Origin of the sequence: Methylobacterium sp. WL7 (genome assembly GCF_008040085.1) — a bacterium.
GTDB classification, from domain to species: domain Bacteria; phylum Pseudomonadota; class Alphaproteobacteria; order Rhizobiales; family Beijerinckiaceae; genus Methylobacterium; species Methylobacterium mesophilicum.
Window position 1 is genome coordinate 18,912 of sequence record NZ_VRVG01000009.1, and the last position, 26,407, is coordinate 45,318.

The window sequence follows — 26,407 nt, forward strand, 5'->3', positions numbered from 1 at the left end:
GATTTGTGCATCGCTCAAGGTAAAAGTCGAAAAATTGCCTTGAGGGTCGGTACCTGACGATTTCCAACCTTACCTGCCCAAATCCGGATTGAACCTACGAGCGTATGGACCGGGAGATGACATGGAGGACGTCGGACCGGCGTCCTCCCCGCGCTACGGGGAGCAAATTGAGTACTTCTAAGCTTGTGGCGAGCGTGGCCCGTCCCCTGAAGAGTGATCCTCCCTGAGATATGGCTTCGAGCCATGTTTGGAATTGACCCCGTTTGTGGCCCACGGCCTATGCAAGTTCCCGGGCTGTGACAGCTTGGTTGGCGAAGGCTCGGGGTGTCACGCCGCCCAGGGCCGCAGGGGGTCGATGTTAGTTATAGTGGCGCCTCCAGTCCTCGATGCGCTCGCGGGCTTCGGCCAGCGACAGGAACCACCAGGCGTTCAGGCACTCCGCCCGTAGGCGGCCGTTGAACGCTTCGATTTAGCATTACAGTTGCATTTTCGACGAGGTTCTGACTCTCTGCGTCACCATGATTCGCGCATCATGGACATCGGGGACCTCGATTGAGGCGACGCTGGAGTTGTGGGCCTCGTCGCTGCGGGAGGTGAAGGGACGCTTGCGCCCGCTGTTTACGCAGGAGCGGGTCGCGGCCTCGGCCGGGGCATTCCTGGACGGGCTGCTCGGCGCGGAGCGGCGCAAGACGGGTTGGATGCGGGCGGAAGCCGCGGGCGATCCCGGGCCCTGGCGTCAGCAAGCGGTGCTCGGGCGCGGACGCTGGGATGCGGATGCCCTGCGCGACGTGGTGCGGGACTATGCCCTGGAGACCCTGGCTGACCCGGACGCGGTTCTGGTTCTCGACGAGACCGGCTTTCTCAAGCAGGGTAAAGCCTCGTGCGGCGTGCATCGCCAGTACACCGGCTCGGCCGGCAAGATCACGAACTGTCAGATCGGCGTGTTCGCGGCCTACGTCTCGCGGCACGGTCATGCGTTCATCGATCGGGCCTTGTACCTGCCCAAGACCTGGACCTCGGATCCGGCCCGATTAGCCGCCGCCCACGTGCCGGAGGGAACGAGCTTTTCGACCAAGCCGGGATTGGCGCTGGCGATGATCGAGCGGGCGATCGCCGCCGGCGTGCCGTTCTCCTGGGTGGCGGCCGACACCGTCTACGGGGTCGGCGACATCGGACAAGCGCTACGCCGCGCGGGCAAGGGCTACGTGCTTGGGGTCAAGACCGATCACAGGTTCAATTCCTGGGTCGGCAAGCCGCCTGTGGCCGGCACCGCCGAGGTGATCGCCAACAGCCTCGCTCCGTCGGCCTGGGCGCGCCTGTCGGCGGGAGAGGGGACCAAGGGGGCACGACTGTACGACTGGGCCTATTGCGCGAGTTGGCCGACCTCGCTGGCGCCGACGACGACCAAACCAGCGTGTGGACGCGCGGGCTCCTGATCCGCCGCAGCCTGAGCGATGGCGAGCGGGCATACTTCACGACCTGGTGCCCGGCCGGCACGCCGATCGCGACCCTGGTGGCGGTCGAGGGCCAGCGTTGGACGATCGAGGACGCGTTCGAGACCGCCAAGACCGAGCTTGGGCTGGCTCACAACGAGACCCGCTCCTGGCACGGCTGGCACCGGCACGTCAGCCTGGTGATGATGGCCTTCGCCCTGCTGGCGGTGATCCGCCATCACGCCAACGCGCCGCCCCCAAAAAGCCGAGCCAGGACGAGATCACGCCCCCCGAGGCTGCGCGCCCGCTGATCCGCTGGTCGGTCCAGGAGAGCAGCGGCGCATCCACCCCGCCCACGTCATCGCGTGGTCGCTCTGGCGACGCGCGCATCAGGCGGCTGCCCGAAACGCCCATCTCAAACGCCGAGCGTCAGACGCCAAGGGGCGTCACCGCCGTAAGCCCAGCAAAACACGCCGACGACGGAAAAGCCAAAAAACGCAACTGTAATGCTAGAGTCCACGCCATGACGCCCACCGTCGGCGGTGTCGCGTCGGAATGGCGCTGGCCGCCGCGCGTGACGGTGACATCTTGCCGGCGACCGACGAGGCCCACGCGTGGCGATGGCGTTCCGGGGGGAGGCGAAGGCGCCCTCGTATGGCACCGCTTGTCAGGCGGCAGCGTAAACCTGCCGCAAGTCCTTTGAGACGGCAGGTTCGGGCATCGCCTCGCACCCTGCTGTCCCTGGTATGCCGATCCGGCCGGCCGACCATCGGCGCGGGCGTCGAGGATGTCGTTCGCTCCCTCAGCGCCCGGTAGGCTCACGCCGCCTTGGAGGTGACCTTCTCGTAGGTCCCCGTCGCGACCTGCTCTTCAAGCTCCGCCTTGAAGTCCGCGATGCCGAGGACCTGGACGGGATTGCCCGAGTCGTCGAGGAACTCGTAGAGCGCATCCTTGATGTTGCGATTGCTGAAGAACACGATGGCGTCCTCGTCGCCGCCGCCTTCCAGATGCGGCTCACCGTTCGCCACGCCCGAGACGTAGCTGCCCGTGGGGCGTGTCTCCTTGTGGGTGCCGTCCTGTCGGTAGAACCGGAGTTCGCCCTGCATCACGAGGGTCACGTAGGAACTCTTATGCCGGTGCAGCATCACGCGCTGGTTGGCGGCGAACTTGAACACGACATCGACGATGCGGTTGTCCTCGTCAACCTTGTAGACGAAGAAGGCGATGTGCGGCAGCCAATCGAGCGTCCGCCAGGTGATGTTGCTCTCGTCGAACTTGGGAATTTGCATTTGGTTTCCTCGGGATTCGATAGGCGACCGTTTCCGGGTCGGCGCACGGCTTTCTGCCGCGTCTTATGTTTGAGGGGCTCGTCGACGACCCCGAATACGAAACCGGGTTACCTTGTCATCGGTTCGGTGATCCGAGGCATACGAGTTGCGAGGAGCCGAGCTGTTCCGCTTGAGGACCGCCGCACGAACCTCCGCGGAATCGAGGTTCAGCCGAACACGCTCGGCCAGTCCGTCCTCTCCAGCCTCGAAGGTCTTGCTGCGCGCACGCCCACCGAGAGCCGGGAAGAGCACCAGGCTGATCTCGTCCACCAGCTCGGCCTTCAGGAACGCGGCGTTGTTCCGGGCGCCGCCTTCCAGAAGCAACCGGCGGACGCCAAATCCGAGGCGAGCACCTCAAGCGCTGGCCGGAGGTCGATCTCCGGCCTGTCCGAAACGACGCAGGAGACGCCGTCGGCGGCAAGCTCGGCCACCTGAGCGGAGGGATCGGCGCGGGCCGTGCGCGGGCACCGGCGGATCAACACCGATGCAACCGTCAGGCACTTTGTGCTCGCCCAACGACTCGGAAAATTCCTGCAGCGATATCCGGACCTATCCGTCGAGGTGGCGGTCCGGGACCGCATGGGCGACCTCGTCGCGGACGGCTTCGACGTCGCCGTCCGGTTCGGCGAGCCCGAGCCGTCTGCGTTTATCGCCGCGCTACGTCTGCGGACCCGGGTCCTGACCCACGAGGCACCCGAATGTGTCGCGCGCCATGGCTGCCCCGAGCATCCATCGGGATTGACCTGACCGGTATTTTGGACCGAGCCGATTGAGAGGCTACTGCATGGTGGCGGCCATGGGTAGCGGGAAGGCCAGATCCGGGTAGCTGACGGGCGCGGGCGGCCGATAGCCCAGCGACGAATGCGGTCGGACGCGGTTATAGGTGTTTTGCCACAGACCGATCACGATCTGCGCCTCCTTTAACGAGTCGAAGATCTCCTGGCGTAGGCACTCGTCACGAAGCTTGCCGTTGAAGCTCTCACAATACCCGTTCTCCCACGGCGATCCTGGTGCGATGTACTGGATCTGTGAGCCAGTTTTGGCGACCCATTTGCGCGGCGCCTTCGAGATCATCTCGGGGCCATTGTCGCAGCGGATGTGTTCCGGGATGCCGTGTAGGCACATCGCCTCCGCCAGCGCCTCGATCACGCCCACGCTGTTGATGCGTCGCGCCACCTTCAGCGCCAGACAAGCCCGGCTATGCTCGTCGATCAGCGTCAGGATCCGGAGCGAGCGTCCGTCGTGGGTCCGGGCCTGGACGAAGTCAAAACTCCAGACGTGGTTGCGATGGAGCGGGCGCAGCCGCACGCAGGATCCATTGTTCAGCCACAGGCGACTGCGTGGTCGGTGCTTCTGCGGGACCTTTAGCCCCTCGCGACGCCAGATGCGCTGAACCCGATCCTTACCCACCTGCTATCCTGCTGCCTGCAGCAGCGCGGTGACGCGGCGGTAGCCGTAGCGCCCATACGCGGACGCCGAGGCGATGATGGCACGGGTCAGCGCATCCTCGTCGGCCGGCAACGTGGACACGTAGCGCTGCGTGCCCCGATGCTGGCCGACGATCCGGCAGGCGTGACGTTCCGAGAGGTCGTACTTCTCCCGGATGCCGTCCACCGCCTGCCTGCGTCGCTCGGGGGCTACAAGTTTCCCGAGGCGACGTCCGCCAGCACCTGACCCGCCAGAGATAAATCGGCTACCAGGCGACGAAGCCGGGCGTTCTCGCGCTCCAGATCCTTCATCTTCTTGGCCTGATCGACCTTCAGGCCGCCGTACTCCTTACGCCAGCGATAATAGCTCTGCTCGGAGATTTCCGCCTCTCTGCATGCAAGGGCCAAACTCTTGCCCTGAGCTGTCTGCACCTCGATCTGGCGCAGCTTGAGCACCGCCTGCTCCGCGTTCGTCTTCTGACCTCGCCGCATGTCCGACTCTTCCGGTCCTGGCTGATCCTCTCAATCAGCCCGGTCCAAAGCCAGCCGGTCAGGTCACCGGATGGCCGTCCGCGCGCCTGTGCCAGAGGAGATGGAAATCGAGCGGGGCGAGCGGGACCGGCACGGGTCGGACCGTGAGCTTCCCGTCCAGACCCGATCCGACGACGACGCCGTTCGTCAGGGTCGCGACGAGGTCTGTTCCGGCCACGAGCGCCGGAGCGGCGTACATCTGCGGAAACACGACACCGAGCCGTCGCTCCAGGTAGCGCAACTCAAGACGAGGGGGATTTCAGTCGTACCGCGACCTCGTTCCGGCGCAGGAATGGCACCGAGAACGGCGGATCGTAGCCCATGAAGACGGGTTGATCCGCTGGATTTCTTCCGGCGGCTTCCACCACCATCGTCAAGGTACGGGCTTGCTCGTCCCTCGCCGCGGGCGATGCGGTGCCGGAAAAGCGCAGGACGGCCAACCGTTCCGGCGGGATGCGAACCAGTCTCACACCGCGTTCGGTCGGCTCCGGCGCACCGGATTCGACGACCGCCTTCGGCAGGTAGAACCGCATCGTTCCCCGGGCGCCCTGCTCGACCGGGACCGTCATCGCGATCAGGCGGCCTTCGCTCTCGACGGGCGTCGTCATGGCGATCCGCTGACCACCACCATTCGCTCCGGTTATGTACCGGAACAGCCGACCGAACGCCTGTCCGTCCTGCTGTCCGCTGGCATCCGTCTCGACGGCAACGCGTCCGTCGTAGGCCCGGACTTCGACCCCACGGTCGAGCCGCTCGACGACCGCGTAGCGCGGCTCTTCATAGGTCCCGCGGATGCCCACGACCGACAGCGCGGACTCAAGCAGCGTCACGAAGTAGTAGAGGAATTTGTCCATCGTCGAGGCATCCGTCGGTCGTGGGTTTTACGCACGGAGTCTGCGGTCGTCTGCGTTCAGGTGTACAACGCCCGGCATGTCAGACATCTGCTTGTGCGGTTTTGCCTCAAGCCCCGCCTGCGTCGCGATCGAGCTTGGCGACCTAATTCAGTTTGCGTGGGCGTTGATTTCGGGCGCGCGAGTTTGCTCATAGCAAGCTTCTGGCACAAACCGCCTCCGAACACACCGCAAGGCTATGATCCTATTTTCGGCAGTTCGGGGCAATCACGATGAACCGCATCCTTGCTGGTGTACTGTTTTCCATTCTATTGGCGGTTCCTGCCTCAGCACTCGATGCCGGGGATCGTATGAAATCCTGGGCTGCAGCGACACCGACAGATAAAGACGATCTCTTGCGCACAATGGAGGCAGCGAACGCAGGCGCCGCATCCCGGAACAGTGTGCGTTCTTGCCTCGATGATACGTCTACATTGTCAGGCCACTCAGATCTACTGATCTCGGAAGTGTTCAAGGCATGCTACGAACAAGCGGAGCGGGACAACATATAGTCACGTAGGCTCATTGCCTAATCTGTCCTCCGAAGCGTGAGGTTGCTTCAAAAAACACGATTGAGGGAAGACCGAGCCATAGGCCGAGTTGATCCGTTCGATTTCGAGGACGCGCGAGTTCCTTGTACACCTCTCGCAGCCATGCGCTCGCACCGGCTTCCGGTCGAGGGAACGGATCGAACCGCTGCAGATGTTGCCCAAGACCCCGGCGACCCGAGGCTTTGTCGACGCGGAGTTCGCCTGACCACCGATGGACCGACCGTTGTCGAGACCCCCCATATCCCGCAGTCCGAAAGCCTTGCGTCTCTGCAGGCCCATCTGTCCTCATGCGAAGCATGGGACCTGCCGGGCCTGATCGAGCTGTGAGGACCTGACCACCGGTGCCGCGGGCACGACCATTGACGTGTCGATTACCGCGTTGGGCGCACGCGAATCGTCTTCGACGCCCACTGCCATCTCGACGAGGGTTCGGGCTTCCAGTCCGACGCGGTCAACTGTGCCCAGATTGGTCGGTCAAGGGGCCGCATGGCGCGTCGGCGGCTGATAGGATCTTGTCGCGCGACCCACCACCCAGGAAGCGACCATGGCCCATGTCCTCGTCATCGGCGCCAGCAAAGGCATCGGCCTGGAAACCGTGAAGGCGTCCCTCGCGGCCGGACACCGCGTGCGGGCCTTCGCACGTTCGGCCACGGCCATGACCCTGTCAGGTGCTGGCCTGGAACGCTTTCCCGGGGATGCCTTGAACGCCGGTGACGTCGCCTCGGCGCTCGACGGCATCGACGTCGTCGTCCAGGCGCTTGGGGTGCCGACGAAGAACCTGCTCGGGCCGGTGACATTGTTCTCCGACGCGACCAACATGCTGGTGCCGGCCATGGAGAAGGTTGGGGTCAGGCGCCTGCTGGCAGTTACCGGCTTCGGCACCGGCGACAGCCGCGACGCGATTGGACTTCTGCAACGCGTGCCGTTCCGCCTCGTCTTCGGACGCGCATACGACGACAAGGACGCCCAGGAGATGCGTATCCGCAAGAGCGGCCTGGAATGGACGTTCGTTCGGCCAGGGGTTCTCACCCCCGGATCGGCGACTGGCCGCTACAAGGTTCTCACCGAGCCCTCGTCGTGGCGGAACGGCCTCATCTCACGGGCCGACGTCGCGCACTTCATCGTCGGACAGATCGACCGGCCGGCCTACGAGCGGAAGGCCGTCGTCCTGATCAGATGATCGATCTCGGCCTGATTTTGGCATCGCGAAATTCATAGCCCTTAGCGGTTGCCGATACGCGTCAACGTCGGAGTTGATCGTCCCCCATTGAACTGGTCCGCCCTGAAGTATGGCTTTTGAGTCGACAGAGGACGGAACCGATGGCCCAACGACCCAAGCCCGAGGAGATCGTGAGCAAGCTGCGTCAGGTCGACGTGCTGGTCTCACAAGGACAAAGCGTCGCCGCTTCGATTAGGGCGATCGGCGTGACCGAAGTGACCTACTATCGCTGGCGCAAGGAGTACGGCAGCCTCAAGTCGGATCAAGTGAAGCGGATGAAGGATCTTGAGACGGAGAACCAGCGTCTCAGGAGAGCGATTACCGATCTGACGTTGGACAAGCTGATCCTTCAGGAGGCGTCCCGGGGAAACTTCTGAGCCCCGCGCGCCGACGCGCCTGTGTCGAGCACATCATGCTGACGATGGTCGTCTTTGAGCGCCGCGCCTGCCGGGCGCTCGGTCAGCATCCCTCATCCTGAGCCTGCTGAAGGATCGACACAGCGCAAAGCGCCGCGGGGCCGCGACGATGAGGAGGCGCTGACGGCTGATCTCATCGCGCTGGCGGAGCGGTACGGTCGCTACGGCTACCGAAAGATCAGCGCGTTGCTGAAGGCGGCGGGTTGGTTCGTCAACGACAAGCGCGTCGAGCGGATCTGGCGGCGCGAGGGCCTGAAGGTCCCGGCCAAGCAGCCCAAGCGAGGGCGGATCTGGGACAACGACGGCTCCTGCATCCGCCTTCGCCCGGAATACCGCAATCACGTATGGTCGTATGACTTCGTCGAGGCGCGCACGCACGATGGACGCAAGATCCGGATGCTCAACGTGATCGATGAGTTCACGCATGAATGCTTGGCGATCCAGGTCGCCCGCAAGCTCGAGGCGGTCGATGTGATCGACGTGCTCTCGGATCTGTTCATCCTGCGTGGCGTGCCGGGCCATGTCCGTTCGGACAACGGGCCGGAGTTCGTCGCGAACGCTGTACAAGCTCGGATCATCGGCGTCGGCAGTAAAACCGCCTACATCACTCCGGGTTCACCGCGGGAGAATGGCTACGTCGAAAGCTTCAACGCGCGGCTTCGCGATGAACTTCTCAACGGCGAGATCTTCTACACACTCAATGAGGCGCAGATCGTCATCGAAAGTTGGAGATGTCACTACAACACCGTGCGCCCCCACGCCTCACTGGGATACCGGCCGCCGGCACCGGAAGTGTTCATGTCAGCCTTCTCCGCTTGGCCGGCCGCGCTCGCCCGACCCGCTCCGCCAGTCAAGCCACCCGTGGTGGAGCGGCCTACCGCGCACTAACTTGAACCTTGGACCACCCTGTGGGGGCCGATCATGCGGATGCGCCCGTTTTTCCCTGTGCTTGACCGGCTCGAACTTTGCCAACCTGAAAACATAGTCGAGATAGACGGCATGATACGCATGGACGCCTCCGGCTTAAGCTTAAGGACGAGAAACATCCTTGCGACGATACCGTTCCTACACCATCCCGTTAGCGTAAGAACTAAAGACCACTAGGTTCGAACAGGACCTATTTCAGCATGCTACCGACCGAGGTCGATCGTAGAGGGAACCTCCCGGCCATCGGCGTCCTCATGAACTCGCCAGCATGCTCGTCGATTGCAGGACGACGATGACGAGCATGAAGACGGCCGCGGCGGCGAGGACATAGGTCACGGTCTTGGTGAATTTGGTCATGATTTGCTTTTCCTTAACCGCGTTTTCCGTATAGACTTGCATCGATGGGGTCTTCGGCCGGCAGCACGAAGACCTGGCCGGGATAGATCAGGTCAGGGTCCCGAATCTGGTCATGGTTGGCGTCGTAGATCGCCGTGTAGCGGTCGCCCTCGCCGTAGGTCCGCCGGCTGATCGCCCAGAGACTGTCGCCGCGCTCGATCCGCGCGGTCCTCACTTCCCGTACGTAGACGGCGCCCGGGGCGGCCTCGGGCCTGAGCGGATCGCTCATCGTATCCGGTGATGGCTTGGTCGCAGACGTGCCGGGTATGGAATCCCGAGGGCCATCAGACGCGTCTGCGTTCTCGCCTTGTCGCCCGACCGCCGCCGAGGATGCGTTCGACGCCACCTTCCCGGCGCCGTTCCCGCCGGGTGATGCCTCGGGCGGTGCCGGGATCGAACGGTCCGGCCCCGCGATCCGGGCGTTATGAGGAACCGAGAAGGGTACCTCCACACGACTGAAGACCTTCCCCGAGGCGGCATCGACCTGATCGAGCCGGACCTTGTAGTCCCCCGGCTTGACGCCTCGGCCGATGGTGAAGCTGACGATGCCGTCCCGACCGACCGTGGCGGGGGCGATCAGGGTATCGTTGAGGTAAAGCCGCACAGCCGCACCGGCTGGAGCCTTGCCGCTGACGTACAGCCGGCCGCCTTCCTGCGCATCGATGCTGACGACCTTGGTGGGGGCCTCCGCCGATCCCGTCACGACGGCCCGCTCAGGTGGCGGGGCCTGATGCGCCTCCGAGGAACGGGACTCAATCCCGTTGGATGCGGCTCGATCCGATACCATTGCGTCGGGGCCGACGCCCGCTCCGGTCCGGCTAGACCGGACCGCATCGTCGGCGCCGATGGCGTTCGAGGCGCCATCGCTCGGAGCAACTTCGCCGGACCGTTGCCGGGTCGGGGATGCGGTGTCCGCCGTCGTCCGTCGAGTGGACACGGCCTCGGGAACGGAGCGGATCATCGTCCGTGACGAACCTGGTTGCGACGACACCACGGTCGCTTTGTCGGGCGATGTCAGGGCAACCAACGGCTCGGCATCGTGCGATGGCGCGACCGCCACCGCGACGCTGTCGCGCGATTGGCGAACGATGCCCTTTGCATCGGTCGCCCGAAGGCCGACTTCGCTGTTACCGGCCGGAAGGGCCGGCGGGACGATAGCGAAGTGGCCGTTCACATCGGCAACGGTCCTGGCGGTTGGTTTGCCGTCGACCAAAAGTTCCACGGCGCCGTTCGGCGTCGTCCGCCCCGCGACGACGAGCTCCCCATTCGGCTCGACGCGGACGGTATCAAAGGACGGGGCACCCGGGTCAGAGGCACCGGGGGCCATCGCCACGCCAGGTTCGCCCGGCGGCCGCTCAATCACCGGCTCATCCGGAGCGACCGCTTCCAAGGGATTTCCTGTGCTGGCGTCGACTTCCGGCCGCGATAGGACCGCCACCGGTCGCCCGCCTTCGCCGTTCGAGGACGGAAGCAGGGACCCGAGCCGCCAAAGCACGCCATCACCGCCAACCAAGGCCAGTATCAGCCCGCCCCCAACGAGGAGGGCAAAGAGCGCGATGACAGCCCCGCGGCGTCGCACCGGAGGCGCAGGTTGCCTGGCGGGTACCGGGGCGAGCGGCGTCGCCCCCCCGCGGGAACCGCCACGTCCGCGGAACAGGGCGGCGAGCAATCCCACGACGACAAGAAGGATTGCAGGGAACACCCGGAGGAAGGCGCGGTTCAGGCGGGTCAGCATAGTGTTCTCGTCTCCCATGCCGCCGTGATCACCGTCGGGGCTCCCGGTCATCGGGCATTCGTTCGGTCGGAGCGGATGCCCTGGAACACGCCCTGGGGCAGGGGCACAGCGACCCCTGGTTTTCCGAGACACCCGCTTTCGTTGTCGGGGACGGTTAGTCGTCGGTTTCGCTGGACGATCCGGCACGGGACCGCTCGTAGGCGGCGATGGCCTGCGAGCATCCCGGCGAAAGATTCTGGCGATTGCGCTTGAAGCAGGCCTTCACCTCCGGCCCGCCCGGCTTCATGCCGGCGCACAGGCGAAGGTAATCACCTCCGCAGTTCGCCCTCATGGCCTCCATCTCGGGACCCTCCTGCGCCACGGATGGCCGTGACGCGACCGGGGCGCCCGCAAGGGCGATTGCCGTCAGGGCGAGGATACGGATGTTCATCGAGCAGTCTTTTCGTGCAGGAGGGCCGGACGGATGACCCACGCGGGTGTTTGCCCACGGAGGGCCGACGGTGTCTCAGCGAGCCGGCTGGCTCTGCGAAGCGGCGGGCGGGTTTGCGAGTTGCTGACGGACCTCGGAAAGCTTCGCCTGGGCCGTGCTCAGGTCCTGGCGGGCCGCAGCCAGCCGCTCGTCGAGGGTCCCGGCCTCCCTGTTGCGGCTCGCCAGGGTCTCGGTCAGCGTGGCAAGCTCTCCTTGCGCGTCGGCCTGGCGCTTCCGTAGGCTGTCGAGGGCCGCCGTACCGGCATCGCGGTCGGCGGACAGCTTCTGCAACGCCTGCTCAGCCTGACCCCGCTCGGACACGACGCGGTCGCGCTGGGCCTGAGCCTCGGCGAGTTCCTTGCGGACGTTCGCGAGGGCGTCGCGGGCCTGCTGGGCGTCGCGGTTCGCCTGCTCGATCTCTGAGGTGAGCTTGTCCTTGTTGGCAGTCAGGGCGGTGATGGCCTGATCCGTGTCCGTGCGCTCCTTCGTGGCCTGATCGGTCGCGGTCCGGGCGTCGGCCAGTTGCTTTTGGGCGGCGGCGGCGGCCTCGCGGGCGTTCTGCTGGAGCTCCTCGGCCTTGGCGAGGTCGGCGGTCTTGGCGGTCGCCTCCTGGGTCATGGTCGCGAGATCGGCGCGGAGCTTGGCCTCCTGCACCCGGGCGTCCTCAAGGCGACGTCCGACCTCGGCGAGATCCTGGGTGCGGTCGACGGCGGCCTTCTCGGCGGTGGTGATGGCCTCGCGCAGCGGGGTCAACTTTCCCTCGGCCTGGGAGACCTGGGACTGAAGATCGGTGAGCTTCTTCGACTCGGCCTCGGCCGTCTTCTTCGCCTCGGCCGCCTTGGCCTCGGCGGCCTGCTGCTCCTGGGTCAGGGTCGCGGCGCGGGACTTCGCCTCCTCGGCGGCCTTGCTTGCCTGCTGGTCCTGCTGCTGGGCGGTGGCGATCTTGGCCTGGAGCGCGGTCAAGGTGCCGGCTGTCGAGATCTGCCGGTCCAGGTCGGTGCGGAGGGCCGCCTGCTGGGTCTGCAGGTCCTCGATACGATGGTCCCGGGCGCTGCGCTGACGCGCGCCGGCGATGGAGCCGACGATGAGCCAGACCAGCAGCACGGCCGCCACGACCGCGAGGCTGAAGGGCAAGGGGCGTCTGAGTTCGGAGCGGTAGTCGATGGCCATGGGGGTCTCGCAAGCTCGGGGAAAGGCGGTGGATCGAACCCCGGCGCGGCGTCGCCCGGCGTCGTGTGCGGCCCGCGCCCTGGGGCACCGGCCGCATCGTGGGGTCAGGCCGGCGAGCGGCCGTCTGTTGCGTAGCGGTCAATGGCCGAGGGCAGCTCACGCGACAGGCGGGACAGGAGCGCGCCGCGGCTCAGGCCGGTCTGCTGGGTGAGGTGGTCGAGGGTATCCGGGCCAATGGCGCGTTCGAGGTCGGCCTCGGGGATGGCGCGGTTTGCGCCCTGGTTGACCCAAGAGTTGGCCGTCTCGCCATGGCCGCCCTTGGTAAAGTGGTCGACGAGCTCGCTCAGTCCACTGGCGATCAGGCCACCGACGCCAGCCGTGCCGAGGCCGCCGAGCAGGCTGCCGAGATTGCCGATACCGCCCGTGGAGCCGGTGTTGGAAGCGGTGTTCGGGATCGGCGGGACGGTGCCGTGGTTCGGGCTTAACGAGGGGCTCGACGATGTGTCGTGGCCCTTCAGGAGTTCGGCGAGCTTGTCGCGGTTCTGGTAGCCGGCCACGGCCAGCAGGCCCAGCAGCGCGGTCATCGAGGGGTAGCCCTTGCTCATCGGTATTCCTTGTCGGTTGGGAGGGTCGGACGGGTGTCCACCCGCGGGGGCTCGGCCGCCGTTCCGGCAACCGTGATCCGACCTGGCACCAGGTCAGGTAGGTGTGGGGAAAGGGCTGTTAGAACTCGGTCGGCTTGATGCCGGCCTTCTCCATCCGCTGTTCGGTCTCGCCCGCCAGCGCCTGCAGGCCCTGCCGCTCGGGCATCTGGAGCACCGGGTCGAGGGCGCGCATCGAGGCATAAAGGCCGGCGGCGGCTGCACCGCCGAGCAGGGGCGCGACGACGAACAGCCATACTTGCTGGATCGCCGCCCACCCTGCGAACAGGGCCGGGCCGATGCTGCGTGCCGGGTTGACCGAGGTGTTGGTCACCGGGATCGACACGAGGTGGATCACCACGAGCACGATGCCGATGGCGACGCCCGCAAACCCCACCGGAGCCTTGAGGTCGGTCGAGCCCAGGATGGTCAGGACCAGCAAGGTCGTCAGGACGAACTCGGCGATGAAGGCCGCGGCCAAATTGTAGTGCTCAGGCGAGCGCAGGTCGTAGCCGTTCGAGGCAAATCCGGTGGCGATGGCGTCGAAGCCCGGCCGCCCCTGCGCGATCAGGTACAGGATGTAGGAAGCCGCGATGGCGCCGAGAACCTGAGCCGCGATATAGGCCGGCAGCCGGGCGGCATCGAACTTACGGCTCAAGGTCAGGCCGAGCGTAACGGCCGGATTCAGATGGCAGCCTGAGATCGGTCCGACCGCGTAGATCATCGCCAGCAGCACGAAGCCGAAGGATAGCGACACACCAACATATCCGATGTGATCTGCCGCGAGCACCGCGCTGCCGCAGCCGCAGAAGACCAGGACGAAGGTGCCGAAGAATTCGGCGAGATACGGGCGCATGGACGTTCAGCTTTCGGATCGAGGTCGAGGATGTCTGCGGGGTGTCGGCAACACGAGACACCCACGGATCCGCGAGTCGTCCGGGAGCTATGCCGTCCTGGCACCGGGCCCGCTGCCGTGGCGGGCCCGGGGGTTCGAATGGTTACGGGCAGGCGTGACGGTCGCCATCGTTGCCGAGGTACGTGCCACTCGACGCGTCGTAGGACCGGAAACGACGGGCGCAGTATGCCACTGCCTCCGGGCCCGGGCCGCCCTGCACGACCACCGGCGCGGGCCGCGCCTGCGAGTTGGCGATGGCGCCGCCGATGATGGCACCGGCCGCGAGGCCCGCCACGCCCGCACCCACCGCGGCGCCGACCCCGGGTCCCCGGCGATAGCCGTAACCGCGACCGTAGCCATAACCCCGCCCGTAGCCCCGTCCACCGCGCCAGCCGTAACGGTGACCGAAGCGTCGGTACTGGACGTAATCGGTTGGCAGGTCACCGCGCACCAGCGCTTCGATGGGCGCTGCGGAGGCCGATGCGGCATGGGCCGGCAGACCGGCCAGGGTGGCTGCGACGGTGGCGGCGAGGGCGAGGGTCAACTTCATCGTGGAGGGTTTTCCTGAATCGGTTTTGGTTCGGGGGACGGTCAGTAGCGCCGACGGTTCGGCGGGATGCCGGAGCGGCCGGAGAACCGGCGGCTGACGTAGGCGATGACCTTCGGGAGCAGGAAGGCGGTGAGGAGCTTGCGGATCATCGGACGATCTCCGAGGTCGATGAGTCAGTGCTTGGAGCGAGACAGCCAGCCCACGGCGAAGGCGACGGCGGCGAGGCCGAGCAGGGTGGAGGTGCGGTTGTCGTCGGCGTAGCGAACGGCTCGACGGCCATAGGTGGTGCCGCGCTTGCGGGCGTGGCGGGCGAGGTCACGGCCGTCCGAGATGAGGTTCCCCGCGCGGTCGCGCGCCTCGCCGACGAGATGACGGCCGTCGTCGATCAAATTGCCGGCGCGATCCCGGACCTCGCCGACGATGTCGCGCCCGTCGTCGATGAGATCCTCGGCACGGTCGCGGGCACGGCCGTAGGCATACTGCGCCCCGCCTGCGACTTGGTTCACGGCGCCGCGCACCTGGCGGGCCGGATCACCGGTGAGGCCGCCGACGGCGGTCTGCGCGCGACCCTTGAGGTGGCGGGACGCGCCCCTGAACTGGTCTTCGTTCATGGGATTCTCCTGCGTTCGAGTTCAATGGGGGCGACGGGACCCGAGCGGGCCGCCGCCGTCTCGGTTCAGCGCTTGCCGGTGACCTTGTCGACGACCGAGGCGACGCCGTCCTTGGCCTCGCCGACGGTGCGCTGAGCCTCGCCCTTGAGTTCCTGGGCCTTGCCTTCAACCACGAGCTTGTCGTTGCCCGTGACCTTGCCAGCGGCCTGCTTGACGTTGCCGGCGGCCTCGTTGGCGAGGCCCTTCAGCTTGTCCGTGGTGCTGCTCATGGGATGTCTCCTTTGGTTTGAGGGGGCGGATTGTCAGGGAGGAAGGACCGGTCATGGTGACCGGCCGGGGATCGGCTCAGACGCGACGGGCGTCGTAGCTGTCGGCGAGGGTGTGGAGCTTCGGGGCGCCTAGGCGGCCGCCGAAGAAGCCCGCCAGGGCGCCGAGGATCAGCGCGAGCGCGCCGTAGAACGCGCCCTGGGTGGCGGCCGATTTGGCGACGACGGCGGCGGCCTCGGCCTTCTGCTTGGCCGTCGCGACGGCTTCGGTGTACTGCTTTTCGTAGGTCTGGATCTGGGTCTTGGCCTGGTCGACCGGGATGCCCTGGGCCTTGGCCAGCGCATCGGCGGCGCGGTTCTCGGCCTGTGCCTTCTGCGACGCGTCACCCGTGAAGATGGCGCGGATCGCGGCGACGGCAGCCTCCTTGGCGGCCTGCGGATCCTGGCCGGCGGCCTGGTTGCGGACCGACTGCTCGATGCCGTCGAAGGGATTCGAGATCTTCGACAGCGACGGGGCGGCGGCCTGGGCCGCGGTCTGCACCGTGCCGCCCACGAGCGAGCCGGCGCCGCCGAGCGTGCTGGTGACACCCGAGAAGGCGCCGCCGATGAGGCCACCGGCCGCCGAGGTCAGCAGGTAGAGCACCACCAAGGTCGTCACCGCCCAGGAGACGAGGCCATGCAGGCCGGCCGCGCCGGTGACGGGCTTGCCCGACAGGCGCCCGGCGATGAAGCCGCCCGCGAGTGCGGCGACGATGCCGGAGCCAACGAACCAGATGCCGGCGCTCAGGGAGAGGGTCGAGGCTGCCGGGTTGTCGGCGGCGTTCGCCCCGACGCTGGACAGGCCGACGCCGACGCCGACCATGTTCAGGATGACCTGCGTCACCAGCGCGGTCACGGCCCCGGCGAAGATGGCGCCCCACGACACCTGGTTCAGCAGGATGGTGCGGGTGTCGGCCGAGGCCGCGACGGGAGAGGTCGCCAGAAGGGGAGAAGTAGACACGTACAGATGCTCCGGGTGGTCGGTCGTCCGAGGTAATCGGTCGTTCGAGAGGTTGGTCGGCGGGGTGGAAAGCCGCGGTCCGGCCGCGCAGTCCCGGCGCGGTCGGACCGATCAGTCGCGGACTAAGGTTCAGTCGCGGCCGTGGATGAGCAGGCCGATGCCGTAGCCGAGGAGGCCGGCCACCAGCAGCGCGGCGACCGGGTGCTCGGCGATCTGGCTGGTGGCCTCGCGGCCACCCGCACGCAGGGTGCGGCCGCCGTTCTCGTAGGCGTCCTCGGCCCGGTCGTAGGCCTCGCGGCCGGCGCTGCGCACGTAGCGTTCGCCCCGCTCGTAGGTGTCGCTGGCGGCACCCTGGGCGCGGCGCGCGCGATCCTCGACGTCGTCGGACCCGATCAGGTTGCCGACCGTATCGCGGACCCTGCCGCCGATGTCGCGGGCGGTGTCGGAAACAGTGTCAGCGGCGTCGCGCACGGCGTCCTTGGCTTGGCCGTAGAGGTTCTCGGCGGCGCCCTGTGCCTCGCGGGCGCGGCCCTCGACCGAATCCCGCCTCGACCCTGTGAGGTCGCCGACCGTGCCCTGAACCTTGCCGCCGAACTCCTTGGCGGCGCCCGTGATGCGATCCGTATCAACCATAAGGTGTGTCCTGTTCCAATTCGAAGAATGTTCGTCGGGTGCGACGCGTGATCGAGGCTACGGCTTAGGGGTCGCCTTCGGTTTCACGACGGACTTCGGTAATTTCTGCTGGGACTTGCCCTCAGCCTCGACTTTGGGGTCGCCGACCAACTTTCCGATGGCTTCCTTGATCGAGCCCTTGAGCTTGTCGGATGCCTCGGTCGTCTTCTGCGCGCTCACGGGGTGCTCCAAAGCCTGGGCGTTTGACACCCCTCATCAAGTGGCCCGTCGCTCCCGGCGAGCAATGATGCAGATGTACCAGTTGAGGGATTTTATTTGCTCGGCTGATCTAACGGAAATCCGTTGTCGCGCCCCCATACGATGGCTTCTGCGCGCTTGTGGACGTCGAGCTTCCGGTAGAGCGACGCCGAGTGGTTACGCACCGTGTTCCGGGACAGGTTCAGCCGCTTGGCGATGGCATCGTCCCCGAGCCCCTGGCAGATCAGGTCGAGGATCTGACGCTCGCGCACCGAGACGTTGGGGACGATGCCGTCCTTGTGGTCGGTCCCCGGCCGTCGCAGGTTGGCGAGCTTCTCGATCAGCCCCCGGCTGAACCAGGACGTATCGGCCATCACCGTCTCGATGGCCTCGAACAGCTCGCGCTCGGTGCGCTTGCGCTCGGTAATGTCTTGCAGGACCAACAGGGCGAATGTCTCGGAGCCGATCTCCACGCGCTCCGCAGAGACCAGGCAATCGAAATTGGTGCCGTCCTCGTGCTTGAGGCAGACCTCCAGGCCCAGGACGTAGCCCGTGCGCGCCACAGCCGACTCGAACTTGCTGCGGGCCGCATCGTGAACCCAGAGCCCGAGGTCCGCCGGCGAGCGCCCGGACACCTTGTCGGCGCCGTATCCGAACACCCGGGTGAACGCCTCGTTGACCCCGGTGATGGCGAAGCCGTCGGCACGGGCCAGCAGTGTCGGAACGGGGGTGAGCCGGAACGCCTTGGCGAAGCGCTCCTCGCTCTGACGCAGGGCCGTCTCGGCCTTCCGGCGCAGTTCCAAGTCCGCGAAGGTGAAGAGCATGCAGGGCTCATCGCCGAGTTCCATCGGCTGGCCGGCGACGATCACGTAGCGGCTGCCTCCGTCGGGTAGGTCGAGGCAGGCTTCCATCTGCGGGATGGTGCCGCCGCTGTTGAGGCGCGAGATCGCGAGATCCCGACTGCGGGCGCCAGACAGCACGTCGACCTCGTAGACGCTGCGGCCGATGACGGCGTCGCGGGTGTACCCGGTCATCTCCAGGAAGCCGAGATTGACCTTGACGTGGCGCAAGTCCGAAAGCCGGCAGATCACCGCCGGTGCAGGGTTGGCGTTGAAGGTGGCCTCGAAGCGCTCCTCGGCTTCGAACTGGTCCGAGACATCCTTTAGGATGAGCGCAAGGCAGCTCGGATTACCCTCGCGGTCTGTGGCGACCAGGCTGCGCAGGGAATGGACGAAGTCGACGTCCGGCCGGTCAGTGCGCTTCACGTCGACGATGACATCGTGGAAGCGCTCACCCGAGACGACGCGCTCCATCGGATACTGGTTTGGCGTGTGATTGTTGCGGTAGCGAAGGGCGAAACGCTCGCGGTATTGCTCGACCGTTTCGCCGAGTTCGCCGACGGTCTCCGCCCCGTGCATCGCGAGCGCGGCCTCATTGGCGTAGGCGATGGTCTGATCGGGCTCGACCAGAATCACGCCCTCGCTCAGGCCGGCGATAATCTGCCGAAGCTCATGCCTGTCGACGCTAACTGTCACCTCCGACCATCCTCCCGTTGCCCGGATCAAGCCAAGCCGTAACAGGCCGCGGCACAAGAGGGTTCCAGTCGATTCTGGCGCTGGATTGGTATATCTGGATCATTGACGTGAACGTGATCGATCAGTCAAAACCACAAGTGAGTTTTCCGGCGTAGAGGGGCGGATACAGCCAGTCGTTGCCTGCAGGAAGGTCGAGTCCCCTCGCATGTACTTAAGCACGATCTCTGAAAAACCTTCGCCGAGCGAGGGATCGCTCCGTCACGTCCAGGATGCAATCGGACGGCGACTGGATCAGCTCATCCCTAAAACAGAGGCGATCGATAACGACACGCGGCTCGGCCAGGTTTTGCTTCGCCTCCGTGCCGCCTTGCTCGACGCTGAGGCGGAGCGACAGGTCACAAAAACGTTCGGCGACGAGCTCATCGCCCTCGTGCCGCGCCTGCGCCGCTTCGCCCACGTGCGGACAGACGGCGCCGCCCAAGCGGACGACTTGGTTCAGGCGACCCTGCTCAAGGCCTGGGAGCACCGGTTTCGGTTCGAGGACGGTACGAATCTCATCGCGTGGTTGTTCACGATCCTGCGCAACACGCATCTGAACCAACGCCAGCGCATGCGCCGCGAGGTCGAGGATGTCGACGGGGCCATCGCAGGTACGTTGGCATCGGCACCCGACCAGGAGCATCGGATCGCCATCTCCGAGTTGCAGTGCGCGCTGGAGACCCTTCCCGAAGACCAGCGCGAGACCTTGCTGCTGGTGACAGTGGACGGGCTCCGGCACGAGGAGGCGGCCGCCATCCTCGGTTGTCAGGTGGGAACAGTGAAGAGCCGGGTCAGCCGGGCACGAGAGCGCCTTGCCATCGCCCTGGGCCCGTCATGACTGAGCAAGTGCCTGCGTTCGACGTCGAGGGAGCCGCCCCGTCATTCGATCCCGCGCCCACCGCCGCTCAGGTCCAGGCTGCCCTCGACAGCTACCTGCGGGTTCGCGCCCCCGATCAACGGTTGGCGTTCTGGAAAGCTGTCGCGCTCGGCTACGGCGGAAATTTCCAGATCCTGGCCGGATGCCCGATGCCGCCTACCGCCGCGACGTCGCCATAGATCGCGCGCGGGTGAGGACTGACGCGACACACGCTGAATTTTACCGGAATATAGCCTGTCGAAATGATACATCTGCATCATTGAGCGGTCTCGCGGCGATCATATCTCACGGTCATCGCCAAACGCATCGAAGCAAACGGCACGCGAATCCCGAAGTTATGCCGGGCCCAAAGAGTCCCCCCGATCAGGTCCGGCATGGCCGCAGGGCCGGACGTCGTGCCGCTCCGGGCGCACGTCCGGCCCGTAGGCCACCCATCGCGAACAATCATGGAGGATCCCACGATGGCCAATCCCGGCATGCCCGATCCGATCCCCGGCGGTGACATCCCCACCGAGATGCCGCCGCGGCCGTTCCCGGGCGAACGTTCGCTCGGGCCGGACGAGCCGTCCGCGCCCTACGAGGACGCGCCTATCGACGAACCGGTGCAGCCTGGTATCGGCCCCGATCGCCTGCCTGGGGCACCCACGGACCCGGGGATACGGGCCTGAGCATGGTCCCGCATGCCTTCGAGGCGCAGGCCATCCAGGAAGCCATAGAGTCCGGGATGGCGCGTTTCGAGCTCATGGCGATCCTGGGCGGCCTGCGCATTACGGATCTCATCCCCCCGCGGCAGACGAGCCGCCGGCAGACTATGCGGCCGGGGCCACGGGCGAACTCATGGTCCGCTACCTCGGCCGACTTGTCCTTCAGTAAGCCGCGCGCGAACTGCGCCGACGGCACCTTGCCGGGCGATCGTTCCAACACGCGATTCCTGCGTCGCCTCCGCATTGCCCATTCCCCGACCACCCGCAGGCTGCCGGACGCAGTGTCGAAACTCAGTCGGCCGGAGTTCTCAGACTAAACGAAGCGATCAATCCGGGGGGGTGAACGTTCAGCAACCCGGGTTCTGTGTAGGGAAAGCGCGGATTTGGTTCCGGGCAGTGCTCGGGCTCACAGGCTTTAACCTTGGATCACCCCGTTTCGCCCGATGATACGTGGCGTCCACTGACATAGGCGGTACGGTGCGCGAACAGCGCACGTTTCCGGCAGCCACGGCATACCTGCAGGGTCGAACTCAGCTTAACTTGAATGTACCCGACCATATTATTCAGGACATTTCCGACCCTACCGCATGCTCTCCGGCAAATGCTGCATCGGATTCGTGCGGCTCGGCGCACCTTGGCCCTGAACTGCGCCCTGCGATTGCATCACATCGGTCGAGGACTGGATCGCGCTCGGGGGAGAGACCTGATCGTTACGACCGCCTCGCCCGGATTGGTTCCGGTCCGGCGCTGCCGGCATCGTCCCCGGAGTCGGTTGATCGATCCGGCTCGCGGCTGATTGGGACAGCGCGTGTGGGGGAGCAGCGAGGCCAGCGGCCAAAACGCCCACGGCCAAGCTGAGACTCAGCGGGTAAGACCGAACGATGGCTGCGAAGGATCTGGCGGTCATCGCTCGATCATATCCTCTCGAAAGAACGTGGGTGCATGTGCGTTGAGCCGGCAATGCACCCGCGCCATCGTCGTTCCCTGTGATTCGGTCCGTCGACGCGAACAAAATCAGCACGTTCAGTGCAGGCCGAGCTGCGACTTGCTCGTGAGCCGACCGTTGCGGAAGGACAGGTTCAGGTTGGCGCCGGTGCTGCCGGTTCCGCGCCAGGAATACGTCGCCCGCTGAACCGTGCCGATCTCCATGTGGGTCATCCGACGACCCGGGCAGCCGAGGATCTTCACCGCCTGATTGTAGCGCGTCCCCTGCTTCAGCGAAGCGTAGGCGTCGCGGGTGACCCGGCACTCGGCCGTGCGCGCGGTCGCGGGCAGGCCGCCGACGATCAGGAGAAGGGCAGCGAGGGCAAGACGAGGCTTCGACATGGAGGCGTTGTCCCGAGACGACGGAATTGGGATGCGGCGCGATACGGGATCACGTAGCGCCGACCTCAGCCGGGCTTGCCCGAGGCCGGTGCGTCCCCGGTCCCGAGCTTCCGATCGGGCTCGACCTCCCCTGCCGACCGGGCGACGACCTTCAGGTTCTGCCGCATCTCCTGCAGGTGATCGACGACCACTTGGTCGCCATCCGAAAGCCCCTCCAGGATCGCGGTGTTCTCGCCGTAGGTGTCCCCGGTCGTCACGGGCTTCTGCTGAACCGTGCCGTTCGCGTCGACCGCGTAGACGATCTGTTGGGCCAGTTGCGAGTCGAGGGCGACGGTCGGCACCAGCAGCCTGTCCTTCGTGCCCGTCCGGATGCTGGCGCGGACGAACTGGCCCGGCAGGAAGCGCTCGTCGTCGTTCGGCATCAGGGCCCGGACGAGGCGGCGGGCCGTCCGGGGATCGAACCGGTTGTCGAGCTGGTAGATCTTGGCCTCGCGCACCGGCTTTCCGTCTTCGCCGAGCACCGACACGGTGACGCCCCCGTCCCGCATCGCCGCCCGGACCGCTTCGGAATCCTCGGAGGACAGGGCCATCTGGATGTCGATGGGATCGAGCTGGACCACGGAAACCAATTGGGTCTGGTTCTCGATGACGAGATCGCCGGGATTGATGGTCGACAAGCTGGCGCGCCCGTCGAAGGGGGCGTTCACGACCGCGTAATCCAGGTTGAGGTTCTGCCGGGCGATGGCGGCCTCCGCACCTTGCACCTGGGCCACGGCAGAGGTCCGGTTCGCCTGGAGCTGCTGGAACCGCTGCTCGGTGGCGTAGCCCTTGTCGGCGAGCGTCTCGGTCCGGTCCACCTCCGCCTGGGCGAAGGTGAGCTGGGCCTGGGCCTGGGCCTGCTGCGACTTGGCAGTCTGCAGCGCCACCTCGAAGGGCCGCGGATCGATGTGAAAGAGCACCTGCCCTTTCTTGACGTGGCCACCCGGTTCGAACGGGCGCTCCGTCACGTTGCCGGTCACCCGCGCCTGCAAGGTGGCATCCTGTTGGGAGATGATCGTGCCGGTATAAGTGACGGCGATCGGGACCTTCACTTTGCGGACGGTGATGGTCCGGACATCCAGCGGCGGCTCGGCCGGCTCCGTCGTCGCCTTGTCACCGGTGAAAGGCAGCGCGGCGGCGATCCGCTCCGGCGTGGGTCGCCCGGCCGCGTACCAGCCCCCTGCGCCCGCCAGGACGATCAGCCCCGCTCCGATACCAACCTTGACTGCTCTCCGCACCACTGACGCTCCCAAGACCGGCGGCTCCGCCCCCCGCGAGCGCGAGCGCCCCGGCGGCAGAGGAACACGCTCATCGGCCAGACGTTGCAACGCGGCCTCCACGTCGGCGGCGCACGACCGGAAGTCACGATCCCGCATGTTCGCCCGCTTCGTCGATCGGCCGGTACTGGCCGGCGTCATCTCCGTGTTGATTACGCTGATCGGCGCGGTCGCCGGCCTGACCTTGCCGATCGCCCAGTTTCCCGAGATCGCCCCACCGATCATCAACATTCAGGCGACCTATCCGGGGGCCAGCGCGCAGCAGGCCTACGAGGCCATCGCGATCCCGCTGGAGCAGGAGATCAACGGCGCCCAGAACCTGCTCTACATCAACTCGACCAGCAACACCGACGGCAGCGTCAGCATGGACGCAACCTTCGAGGTCGGCTCGGACCTCGACGCCGCGGCAGCCGAGGTCCTCACCCGCGCCAACCGGGCGGAGGCCAAGCTCCCGCCCTCGGTCAACGCGCAGGGTCTCGAAATCACGAAGAGCTCGCGCCAGCGGCTCGGCAACATCGTCCTCTACGCAGAGGACGGCGCGCCCTACGACGAGCTGTTTCTGGCCAACTGGGCCGAGACGCAGGTGATCAAGCCGCTGCGCCGGGTGCAGGGCATGGGCCGCATCGTCAACTTCTCCAACAAGCGCTACGCCATGCGGATCTGGCTCGATCCGTTGAAGATGGAGGCCCTCGGTATCAGCCCGGGCGCGGTCACCACCGCCATCACACAGCAGAACGCCCAGATCACCACGGGCACCCTCGGCAAGCCGCCGGTCGATCAGGCGACCGCCTTCGAGCTGCAACTCGTGACCCAGGGGCGCCTGCGCCAGCCCGAGGAATTCGGCAACATCCTCCTGCGCGCGAACCCGGACGGCTCCGTGGTCCGCATCCGCGACGTGGCGCGGGTCGAGCTCGGCTCCGAGCAGTACGGCGTCCGATCGAGCTTCGACGGAGCCCCCTCGGCCACCCTCGGGCTCTATCAGAACCCGGATGCCAACGCGGTTCAGGTGATGGACGGCGCCCGCGCCACGATGGTGGACCTCGCCAAGCGCTTCCCGCCGGGCTTGAAATACAAGATCGCCCTCGACCGCACGGAATTTGTCAAGGAAGCGATCTTCGAGGTCGTGCGCACTCTGTTCGAGGCGCTCGTCCTGGTGGTGATCGTCACCTACCTGTTCCTCCAGAACTGGCGGGCGACCCTGATCCCGGCCATCGCAGTGCCGGTGGCGCTGATCGGGACCTTTGGGCCGATGGCCCTGCTCGGCTTCTCGTTCAACACCCTGAGCCTGCTCGGCATGGTGCTGGCCGTGGGTCTCGTGGTCGACGACGCGATCATCGTAGTCGAGAACACCGAGCGCCTGATGGACGAGGGCATGGCGCCCCCTGAGGCCTCTCGCGAGGCCGTGACCGAGGTCGCCGGCCCCGTCATCGCCACGACCCTTGTCCTGGCCGCCCTGTTCGTCCCGGTGGCCTTCATCCCGGGCCTCACCGGCAAGCTGTACAACCAGTTCGCCCTGACCATCGCCATCTCGGTGATGATCTCGGCGGTGGTCTCGCTGACTCTAACCCCAGCCTTGTGTGGGCTGATCCTTAAGCACCGCGAGACGGACGCCAAGGACGAGAGCCGCTGGCGGGCGCCCCTACGCCGGTTCAACGCCGGGCTGGAGGGCGCGAGCCGCCGCCTCGTGGCCGCGATCGGCTGGCTGACCGGCCACATCGCCCTCGTCGCCATCGTGTTCGTGCTTTTCGCTGCCGTGACCGTGTGGATGACGATGCAGCGGCCTTCCGGCTTCGTGCCGGACGAGGACCAGGGCTACTTCTTTGCCGACGTGGTCCTGCCGAAGGGCGCTTCCGTGGCGCGCACCGACCGGATGGTCGACCGTGTCGGCGAGGCCCTGCGCGAGATCCCGAGCGTGGAGCACACGATCGGGGTGACCGGCCGCAGCATCCTCGCGGACGCGATCGCGCCGTTCTACGGTTTCCAGATTCCGACGCTGAAGCCCTGGGGCGAGCGCGACCAGAGCGTCACCGATGTCATCGCGACGGTCCAGAAGCACTTCAAGCACGACCCCGATGGCCAGATCCGGGTGGTGAACCCCTCCCCGCTCCCCGGGCTCGGCTCGCGCAGCGGCCTCACCCTGGAACTACAGGACCGCAGCGGTACCGGCGGGCTCAAGCTCGCCGAGGCCGCCCAGCGCTTCATCGCCGAGATGGAGAAGCTGCCCTCGGTCGGCCGCGCAATCCCGACGACCAGCTACGGCGTCCCGCAGATGCGGCTTGAGATCGACCGGGCCAAGGCCGAGCAACTCGGCGTGCCGCTCCAGAACCTGTTCGACGCGCTGGGGACCTATGTCGGATCGAGCTTCGTCAACCTCTTCAACCGCTTCGGCTACGTCTACCAAGTCTACGTGCAGAGCGAGGCCTCGGGCCGCCGTACGATCGAGGATGTCGAGGCGCTCACCGTGCTCAACAACCGCGGTGAGCCTGTCCGCGTCGGCTCGCTGATCCAGACGCACTTTGTCACCGGCCCGACCGCGGTCCTGTCCTATAACACCTACCCCACCATCGAGATCGCAGTGGACACCGCGGCCAACGCCAGTTCGGGCACCGCCATTGCGGCGATCGAGGCCCTGGCTGACTCCAAGCTGCCGTCCACTTACGCGGTGGAATGGACCGACGTCGCCTACCAGGAGAAGATCGCCGGGGGCTACGCGCCGCTGATCTTCGGCCTCGGCACGCTGATGATCTTCCTGCTGCTGGCCGGGCAATACGAGTCCCTGCGCCTACCCTTCGTGATTCTGCTCGGCACGCCGATCGCGATCTTCGGCGCGGTGGGCTTCCTGGCCATCCGGGGGCTCGCCCTCGACATCTTCGGGCAGGTTGGCCTCCTGCTCCTGGTCGGGCTGGCGGCCAAGAACTCGATCCTGCTGGTCGCGTTCGCCGAGGATCTGCGCAAGCAGGGCGAGGACGTGCTCAAGGCCGCCCAGGACGCGGCGCGTCTGCGCATGCGCCCGATCCTGATGACCTCGTTCGCGTTCATCATGGGCTCGGTACCGCTCGCCATCGCCAGCGGCGCCGGCGCCAACGCCCGGGTCTCGATGGGCACCGTTGTGATCGGCGGCCTGCTTGTGGCGACCTTCATCACCCTGTTCGTGACGCCGACTTTTTACGTCGCCTTCGAGCGGCTCCTGGGTAAGCCCGCCGCGTCCCAGGAGCACGAAAGTGCGGCACCGCAACCCGCCGAGTGACATGGTGGTTCGGACAACCGAGACGGCGGTCGAAGGCT

Annotated in this window: 23 protein-coding genes and 4 pseudogenes; 7 read left to right on the forward strand and 20 right to left on the reverse strand. The window is 66.3% G+C overall.

The features are described from left to right. Window positions 1-277: 277 nt before the first annotated feature. Window positions 278-469: pseudogene (locus tag FV233_RS30860) on the reverse strand (transposase); the annotation flags it as partial. A 49-nt stretch (window positions 470-518) separates the two neighbouring features. Here FV233_RS30860 and FV233_RS04335 point away from each other — a divergent pair. Then, window positions 519-1,744, forward strand: a pseudogene (locus FV233_RS04335) (IS701 family transposase). A 507-nt stretch (window positions 1,745-2,251) separates the two neighbouring features. Here the strand turns inward: FV233_RS04335 and FV233_RS04340 are convergent. After that, complete coding sequence (locus FV233_RS04340; RefSeq protein ID WP_147896703.1) at window positions 2,252-2,722, reverse strand: regulator; 471 nt, start codon at window positions 2,720-2,722, stop codon at window positions 2,252-2,254. 495 nt (window positions 2,723-3,217) lie between these two features. Between FV233_RS04340 and FV233_RS04350 the strand changes: the two genes are divergently transcribed. Beyond that, window positions 3,218-3,508: a LysR substrate-binding domain-containing protein gene (locus FV233_RS04350; RefSeq protein ID WP_147855753.1), complete on the forward strand. Its 291-nt coding sequence runs from the start codon at window positions 3,218-3,220 to the stop codon at window positions 3,506-3,508. A gap of 30 nt (window positions 3,509-3,538) precedes the next feature. On the opposite strand, the pseudogene FV233_RS04355 reads toward FV233_RS04350, so the two are convergent. The 3 genes and pseudogenes from FV233_RS04355 to FV233_RS04365 form a co-directional block, all read right to left on the reverse strand. Then, window positions 3,539-4,680: pseudogene (locus FV233_RS04355) on the reverse strand (IS3 family transposase). A gap of 58 nt (window positions 4,681-4,738) precedes the next feature. Beyond that, window positions 4,739-4,960 (reverse strand): hypothetical protein, encoded by a 222-nt coding sequence (locus FV233_RS04360; protein ID WP_147896704.1) that lies wholly within the window; start codon window positions 4,958-4,960, stop codon window positions 4,739-4,741. Window position 4,961: 1 nt separating this feature from the next. Next, window positions 4,962-5,573: a heme-binding protein gene (locus FV233_RS04365; protein WP_147854759.1), complete on the reverse strand. Its 612-nt coding sequence runs from the start codon at window positions 5,571-5,573 to the stop codon at window positions 4,962-4,964. Between the two features lie 1,131 nt (window positions 5,574-6,704). Between FV233_RS04365 and FV233_RS04370 the strand changes: the two genes are divergently transcribed. Both FV233_RS04370 and FV233_RS04375 read left to right on the forward strand, forming a co-directional pair. Next, entirely contained in the window at window positions 6,705-7,340 is a 636-nt protein-coding gene (locus tag FV233_RS04370; protein ID WP_147896705.1) for an NAD(P)H-binding protein, read from the forward strand. A gap of 140 nt (window positions 7,341-7,480) precedes the next feature. After that, window positions 7,481-8,683: pseudogene (locus FV233_RS04375) on the forward strand (IS3 family transposase). A gap of 409 nt (window positions 8,684-9,092) precedes the next feature. Here the strand turns inward: FV233_RS04375 and FV233_RS04380 are convergent. The 12 genes from FV233_RS04380 to FV233_RS04435 all read right to left on the reverse strand — a co-directional run bounded on the left by FV233_RS04380 (window position 9,093) and on the right by FV233_RS04435 (window position 18,860). Next, window positions 9,093-10,853 carry a LysM peptidoglycan-binding domain-containing protein gene (locus FV233_RS04380; protein ID WP_147896706.1) on the reverse strand — a complete coding sequence of 587 codons (1,761 nt, stop codon included), beginning with the start codon at window positions 10,851-10,853 and terminating at the stop codon, window positions 9,093-9,095. 154 nt (window positions 10,854-11,007) lie between these two features. Continuing rightward, window positions 11,008-11,283, reverse strand: a complete 276-nt coding sequence (locus FV233_RS04385; RefSeq protein ID WP_147896707.1) for a hypothetical protein — start codon at window positions 11,281-11,283, stop codon at window positions 11,008-11,010. Between the two features lie 75 nt (window positions 11,284-11,358). Then, window positions 11,359-12,492, reverse strand: coding sequence for a chromosome partitioning protein ParA (locus tag FV233_RS04390; protein ID WP_147896708.1), 1,134 nt, complete (start codon window positions 12,490-12,492; stop codon window positions 11,359-11,361). Window positions 12,493-12,596: 104 nt separating this feature from the next. After that, the gene (locus FV233_RS04395; RefSeq protein WP_147896709.1) at window positions 12,597-13,097 is read right to left on the reverse strand and encodes a YidB family protein; all 501 of its coding nucleotides are present in this window, start codon (window positions 13,095-13,097) and stop codon (window positions 12,597-12,599) included. A gap of 118 nt (window positions 13,098-13,215) precedes the next feature. Further along, the gene (gene aqpZ, locus FV233_RS04400) at window positions 13,216-13,989 is read right to left on the reverse strand and encodes an aquaporin Z (RefSeq protein WP_147896710.1); all 774 of its coding nucleotides are present in this window, start codon (window positions 13,987-13,989) and stop codon (window positions 13,216-13,218) included. A 142-nt stretch (window positions 13,990-14,131) separates the two neighbouring features. Then, window positions 14,132-14,578, reverse strand: a complete 447-nt coding sequence (locus FV233_RS04405) for a BA14K family protein (protein WP_147896711.1) — start codon at window positions 14,576-14,578, stop codon at window positions 14,132-14,134. A gap of 173 nt (window positions 14,579-14,751) precedes the next feature. Continuing rightward, window positions 14,752-15,189 carry a CsbD family protein gene (locus tag FV233_RS04410; RefSeq protein ID WP_147896712.1) on the reverse strand — a complete coding sequence of 146 codons (438 nt, stop codon included), beginning with the start codon at window positions 15,187-15,189 and terminating at the stop codon, window positions 14,752-14,754. Window positions 15,190-15,254: 65 nt separating this feature from the next. Then, on the reverse strand, window positions 15,255-15,458 hold the full coding sequence (locus FV233_RS04415; RefSeq protein ID WP_147830027.1) for a CsbD family protein: 204 nt from the start codon (window positions 15,456-15,458) through the stop codon (window positions 15,255-15,257). A 76-nt stretch (window positions 15,459-15,534) separates the two neighbouring features. After that, a complete protein-coding gene (locus FV233_RS04420; protein ID WP_147852828.1) occupies window positions 15,535-16,455 on the reverse strand; it encodes a PhnA-like protein in 921 nt (306 codons plus the stop codon). A 129-nt stretch (window positions 16,456-16,584) separates the two neighbouring features. Continuing rightward, a complete protein-coding gene (locus FV233_RS04425; protein WP_147896713.1) occupies window positions 16,585-17,088 on the reverse strand; it encodes a CsbD family protein in 504 nt (167 codons plus the stop codon). Window positions 17,089-17,145: 57 nt separating this feature from the next. Beyond that, window positions 17,146-17,307, reverse strand: a complete 162-nt coding sequence (locus FV233_RS04430) for a CsbD family protein (protein ID WP_238259566.1) — start codon at window positions 17,305-17,307, stop codon at window positions 17,146-17,148. A gap of 92 nt (window positions 17,308-17,399) precedes the next feature. Beyond that, on the reverse strand, window positions 17,400-18,860 hold the full coding sequence (locus FV233_RS04435) for a helix-turn-helix transcriptional regulator (protein ID WP_147852829.1): 1,461 nt from the start codon (window positions 18,858-18,860) through the stop codon (window positions 17,400-17,402). A gap of 205 nt (window positions 18,861-19,065) precedes the next feature. On the opposite strand from FV233_RS04435, the gene FV233_RS04440 reads away from it, so the two are divergent. After that, a complete protein-coding gene (locus FV233_RS04440) occupies window positions 19,066-19,737 on the forward strand; it encodes a sigma-70 family RNA polymerase sigma factor (protein WP_147896714.1) in 672 nt (223 codons plus the stop codon). A gap of 41 nt (window positions 19,738-19,778) precedes the next feature. Here the strand turns inward: FV233_RS04440 and FV233_RS04445 are convergent, their stop codons facing one another. Continuing rightward, window positions 19,779-20,036 carry a hypothetical protein gene (locus FV233_RS04445; protein ID WP_147896715.1) on the reverse strand — a complete coding sequence of 86 codons (258 nt, stop codon included), beginning with the start codon at window positions 20,034-20,036 and terminating at the stop codon, window positions 19,779-19,781. A gap of 201 nt (window positions 20,037-20,237) precedes the next feature. Between FV233_RS04445 and FV233_RS04450 the strand changes: the two genes are divergently transcribed. Continuing rightward, window positions 20,238-20,444 carry a hypothetical protein gene (locus tag FV233_RS04450; protein WP_147896716.1) on the forward strand — a complete coding sequence of 69 codons (207 nt, stop codon included), beginning with the start codon at window positions 20,238-20,240 and terminating at the stop codon, window positions 20,442-20,444. Window positions 20,445-21,503: 1,059 nt separating this feature from the next. Here the strand turns inward: FV233_RS04450 and FV233_RS04460 are convergent. Together FV233_RS04460 and FV233_RS04465 are read right to left on the reverse strand one after the other, a co-directional pair. Beyond that, complete coding sequence (locus tag FV233_RS04460; RefSeq protein ID WP_147896717.1) at window positions 21,504-21,806, reverse strand: DUF3862 domain-containing protein; 303 nt, start codon at window positions 21,804-21,806, stop codon at window positions 21,504-21,506. Between the two features lie 65 nt (window positions 21,807-21,871). Continuing rightward, on the reverse strand, window positions 21,872-23,083 hold the full coding sequence (locus FV233_RS04465) for an efflux RND transporter periplasmic adaptor subunit (protein ID WP_238259564.1): 1,212 nt from the start codon (window positions 23,081-23,083) through the stop codon (window positions 21,872-21,874). Window positions 23,084-23,219: 136 nt separating this feature from the next. Here FV233_RS04465 and FV233_RS04470 point away from each other — a divergent pair, with 136 nt between their 5' ends. Then, window positions 23,220-26,369 carry an efflux RND transporter permease subunit gene (locus FV233_RS04470; RefSeq protein ID WP_147896719.1) on the forward strand — a complete coding sequence of 1,050 codons (3,150 nt, stop codon included), beginning with the start codon at window positions 23,220-23,222 and terminating at the stop codon, window positions 26,367-26,369. Window positions 26,370-26,407: the final 38 nt, after the last annotated feature.

Bases quoted from the DNA above. Each gene is read 5' to 3' on its own strand.
- FV233_RS04340 (WP_147896703.1), bottom strand. From the start codon at position 2,722: ATGCAAATTCCCAAGTTCGACGAGAGCAACATCACCTGGCGGACGCTC.
- FV233_RS04365 (WP_147854759.1), bottom strand. From the start codon at position 5,573: ATGGACAAATTCCTCTACTACTTCGTGACGCTGCTTGAGTCCGCGCTG.
- FV233_RS04370 (WP_147896705.1), top strand. From the start codon at position 6,705: ATGGCCCATGTCCTCGTCATCGGCGCCAGCAAAGGCATCGGCCTGGAA.
- FV233_RS04380 (WP_147896706.1), bottom strand. From the start codon at position 10,853: ATGCTGACCCGCCTGAACCGCGCCTTCCTCCGGGTGTTCCCTGCAATC.
- FV233_RS04385 (WP_147896707.1), bottom strand. From the start codon at position 11,283: ATGAACATCCGTATCCTCGCCCTGACGGCAATCGCCCTTGCGGGCGCC.
- FV233_RS04390 (WP_147896708.1), bottom strand. From the start codon at position 12,492: ATGGCCATCGACTACCGCTCCGAACTCAGACGCCCCTTGCCCTTCAGC.
- FV233_RS04395 (WP_147896709.1), bottom strand. From the start codon at position 13,097: ATGAGCAAGGGCTACCCCTCGATGACCGCGCTGCTGGGCCTGCTGGCC.
- aqpZ (WP_147896710.1), bottom strand. From the start codon at position 13,989: ATGCGCCCGTATCTCGCCGAATTCTTCGGCACCTTCGTCCTGGTCTTC.
- FV233_RS04405 (WP_147896711.1), bottom strand. From the start codon at position 14,578: ATGAAGTTGACCCTCGCCCTCGCCGCCACCGTCGCAGCCACCCTGGCC.
- FV233_RS04410 (WP_147896712.1), bottom strand. From the start codon at position 15,189: ATGAACGAAGACCAGTTCAGGGGCGCGTCCCGCCACCTCAAGGGTCGC.
- FV233_RS04415 (WP_147830027.1), bottom strand. From the start codon at position 15,458: ATGAGCAGCACCACGGACAAGCTGAAGGGCCTCGCCAACGAGGCCGCC.
- FV233_RS04425 (WP_147896713.1), bottom strand. From the start codon at position 17,088: ATGGTTGATACGGATCGCATCACGGGCGCCGCCAAGGAGTTCGGCGGC.
- FV233_RS04440 (WP_147896714.1), top strand. From the start codon at position 19,066: ATGTACTTAAGCACGATCTCTGAAAAACCTTCGCCGAGCGAGGGATCG.
- FV233_RS04445 (WP_147896715.1), bottom strand. From the start codon at position 20,036: ATGATGCAGATGTATCATTTCGACAGGCTATATTCCGGTAAAATTCAG.
- FV233_RS04450 (WP_147896716.1), top strand. From the start codon at position 20,238: ATGGCCAATCCCGGCATGCCCGATCCGATCCCCGGCGGTGACATCCCC.
- FV233_RS04460 (WP_147896717.1), bottom strand. From the start codon at position 21,806: ATGTCGAAGCCTCGTCTTGCCCTCGCTGCCCTTCTCCTGATCGTCGGC.
- FV233_RS04470 (WP_147896719.1), top strand. From the start codon at position 23,220: ATGTTCGCCCGCTTCGTCGATCGGCCGGTACTGGCCGGCGTCATCTCC.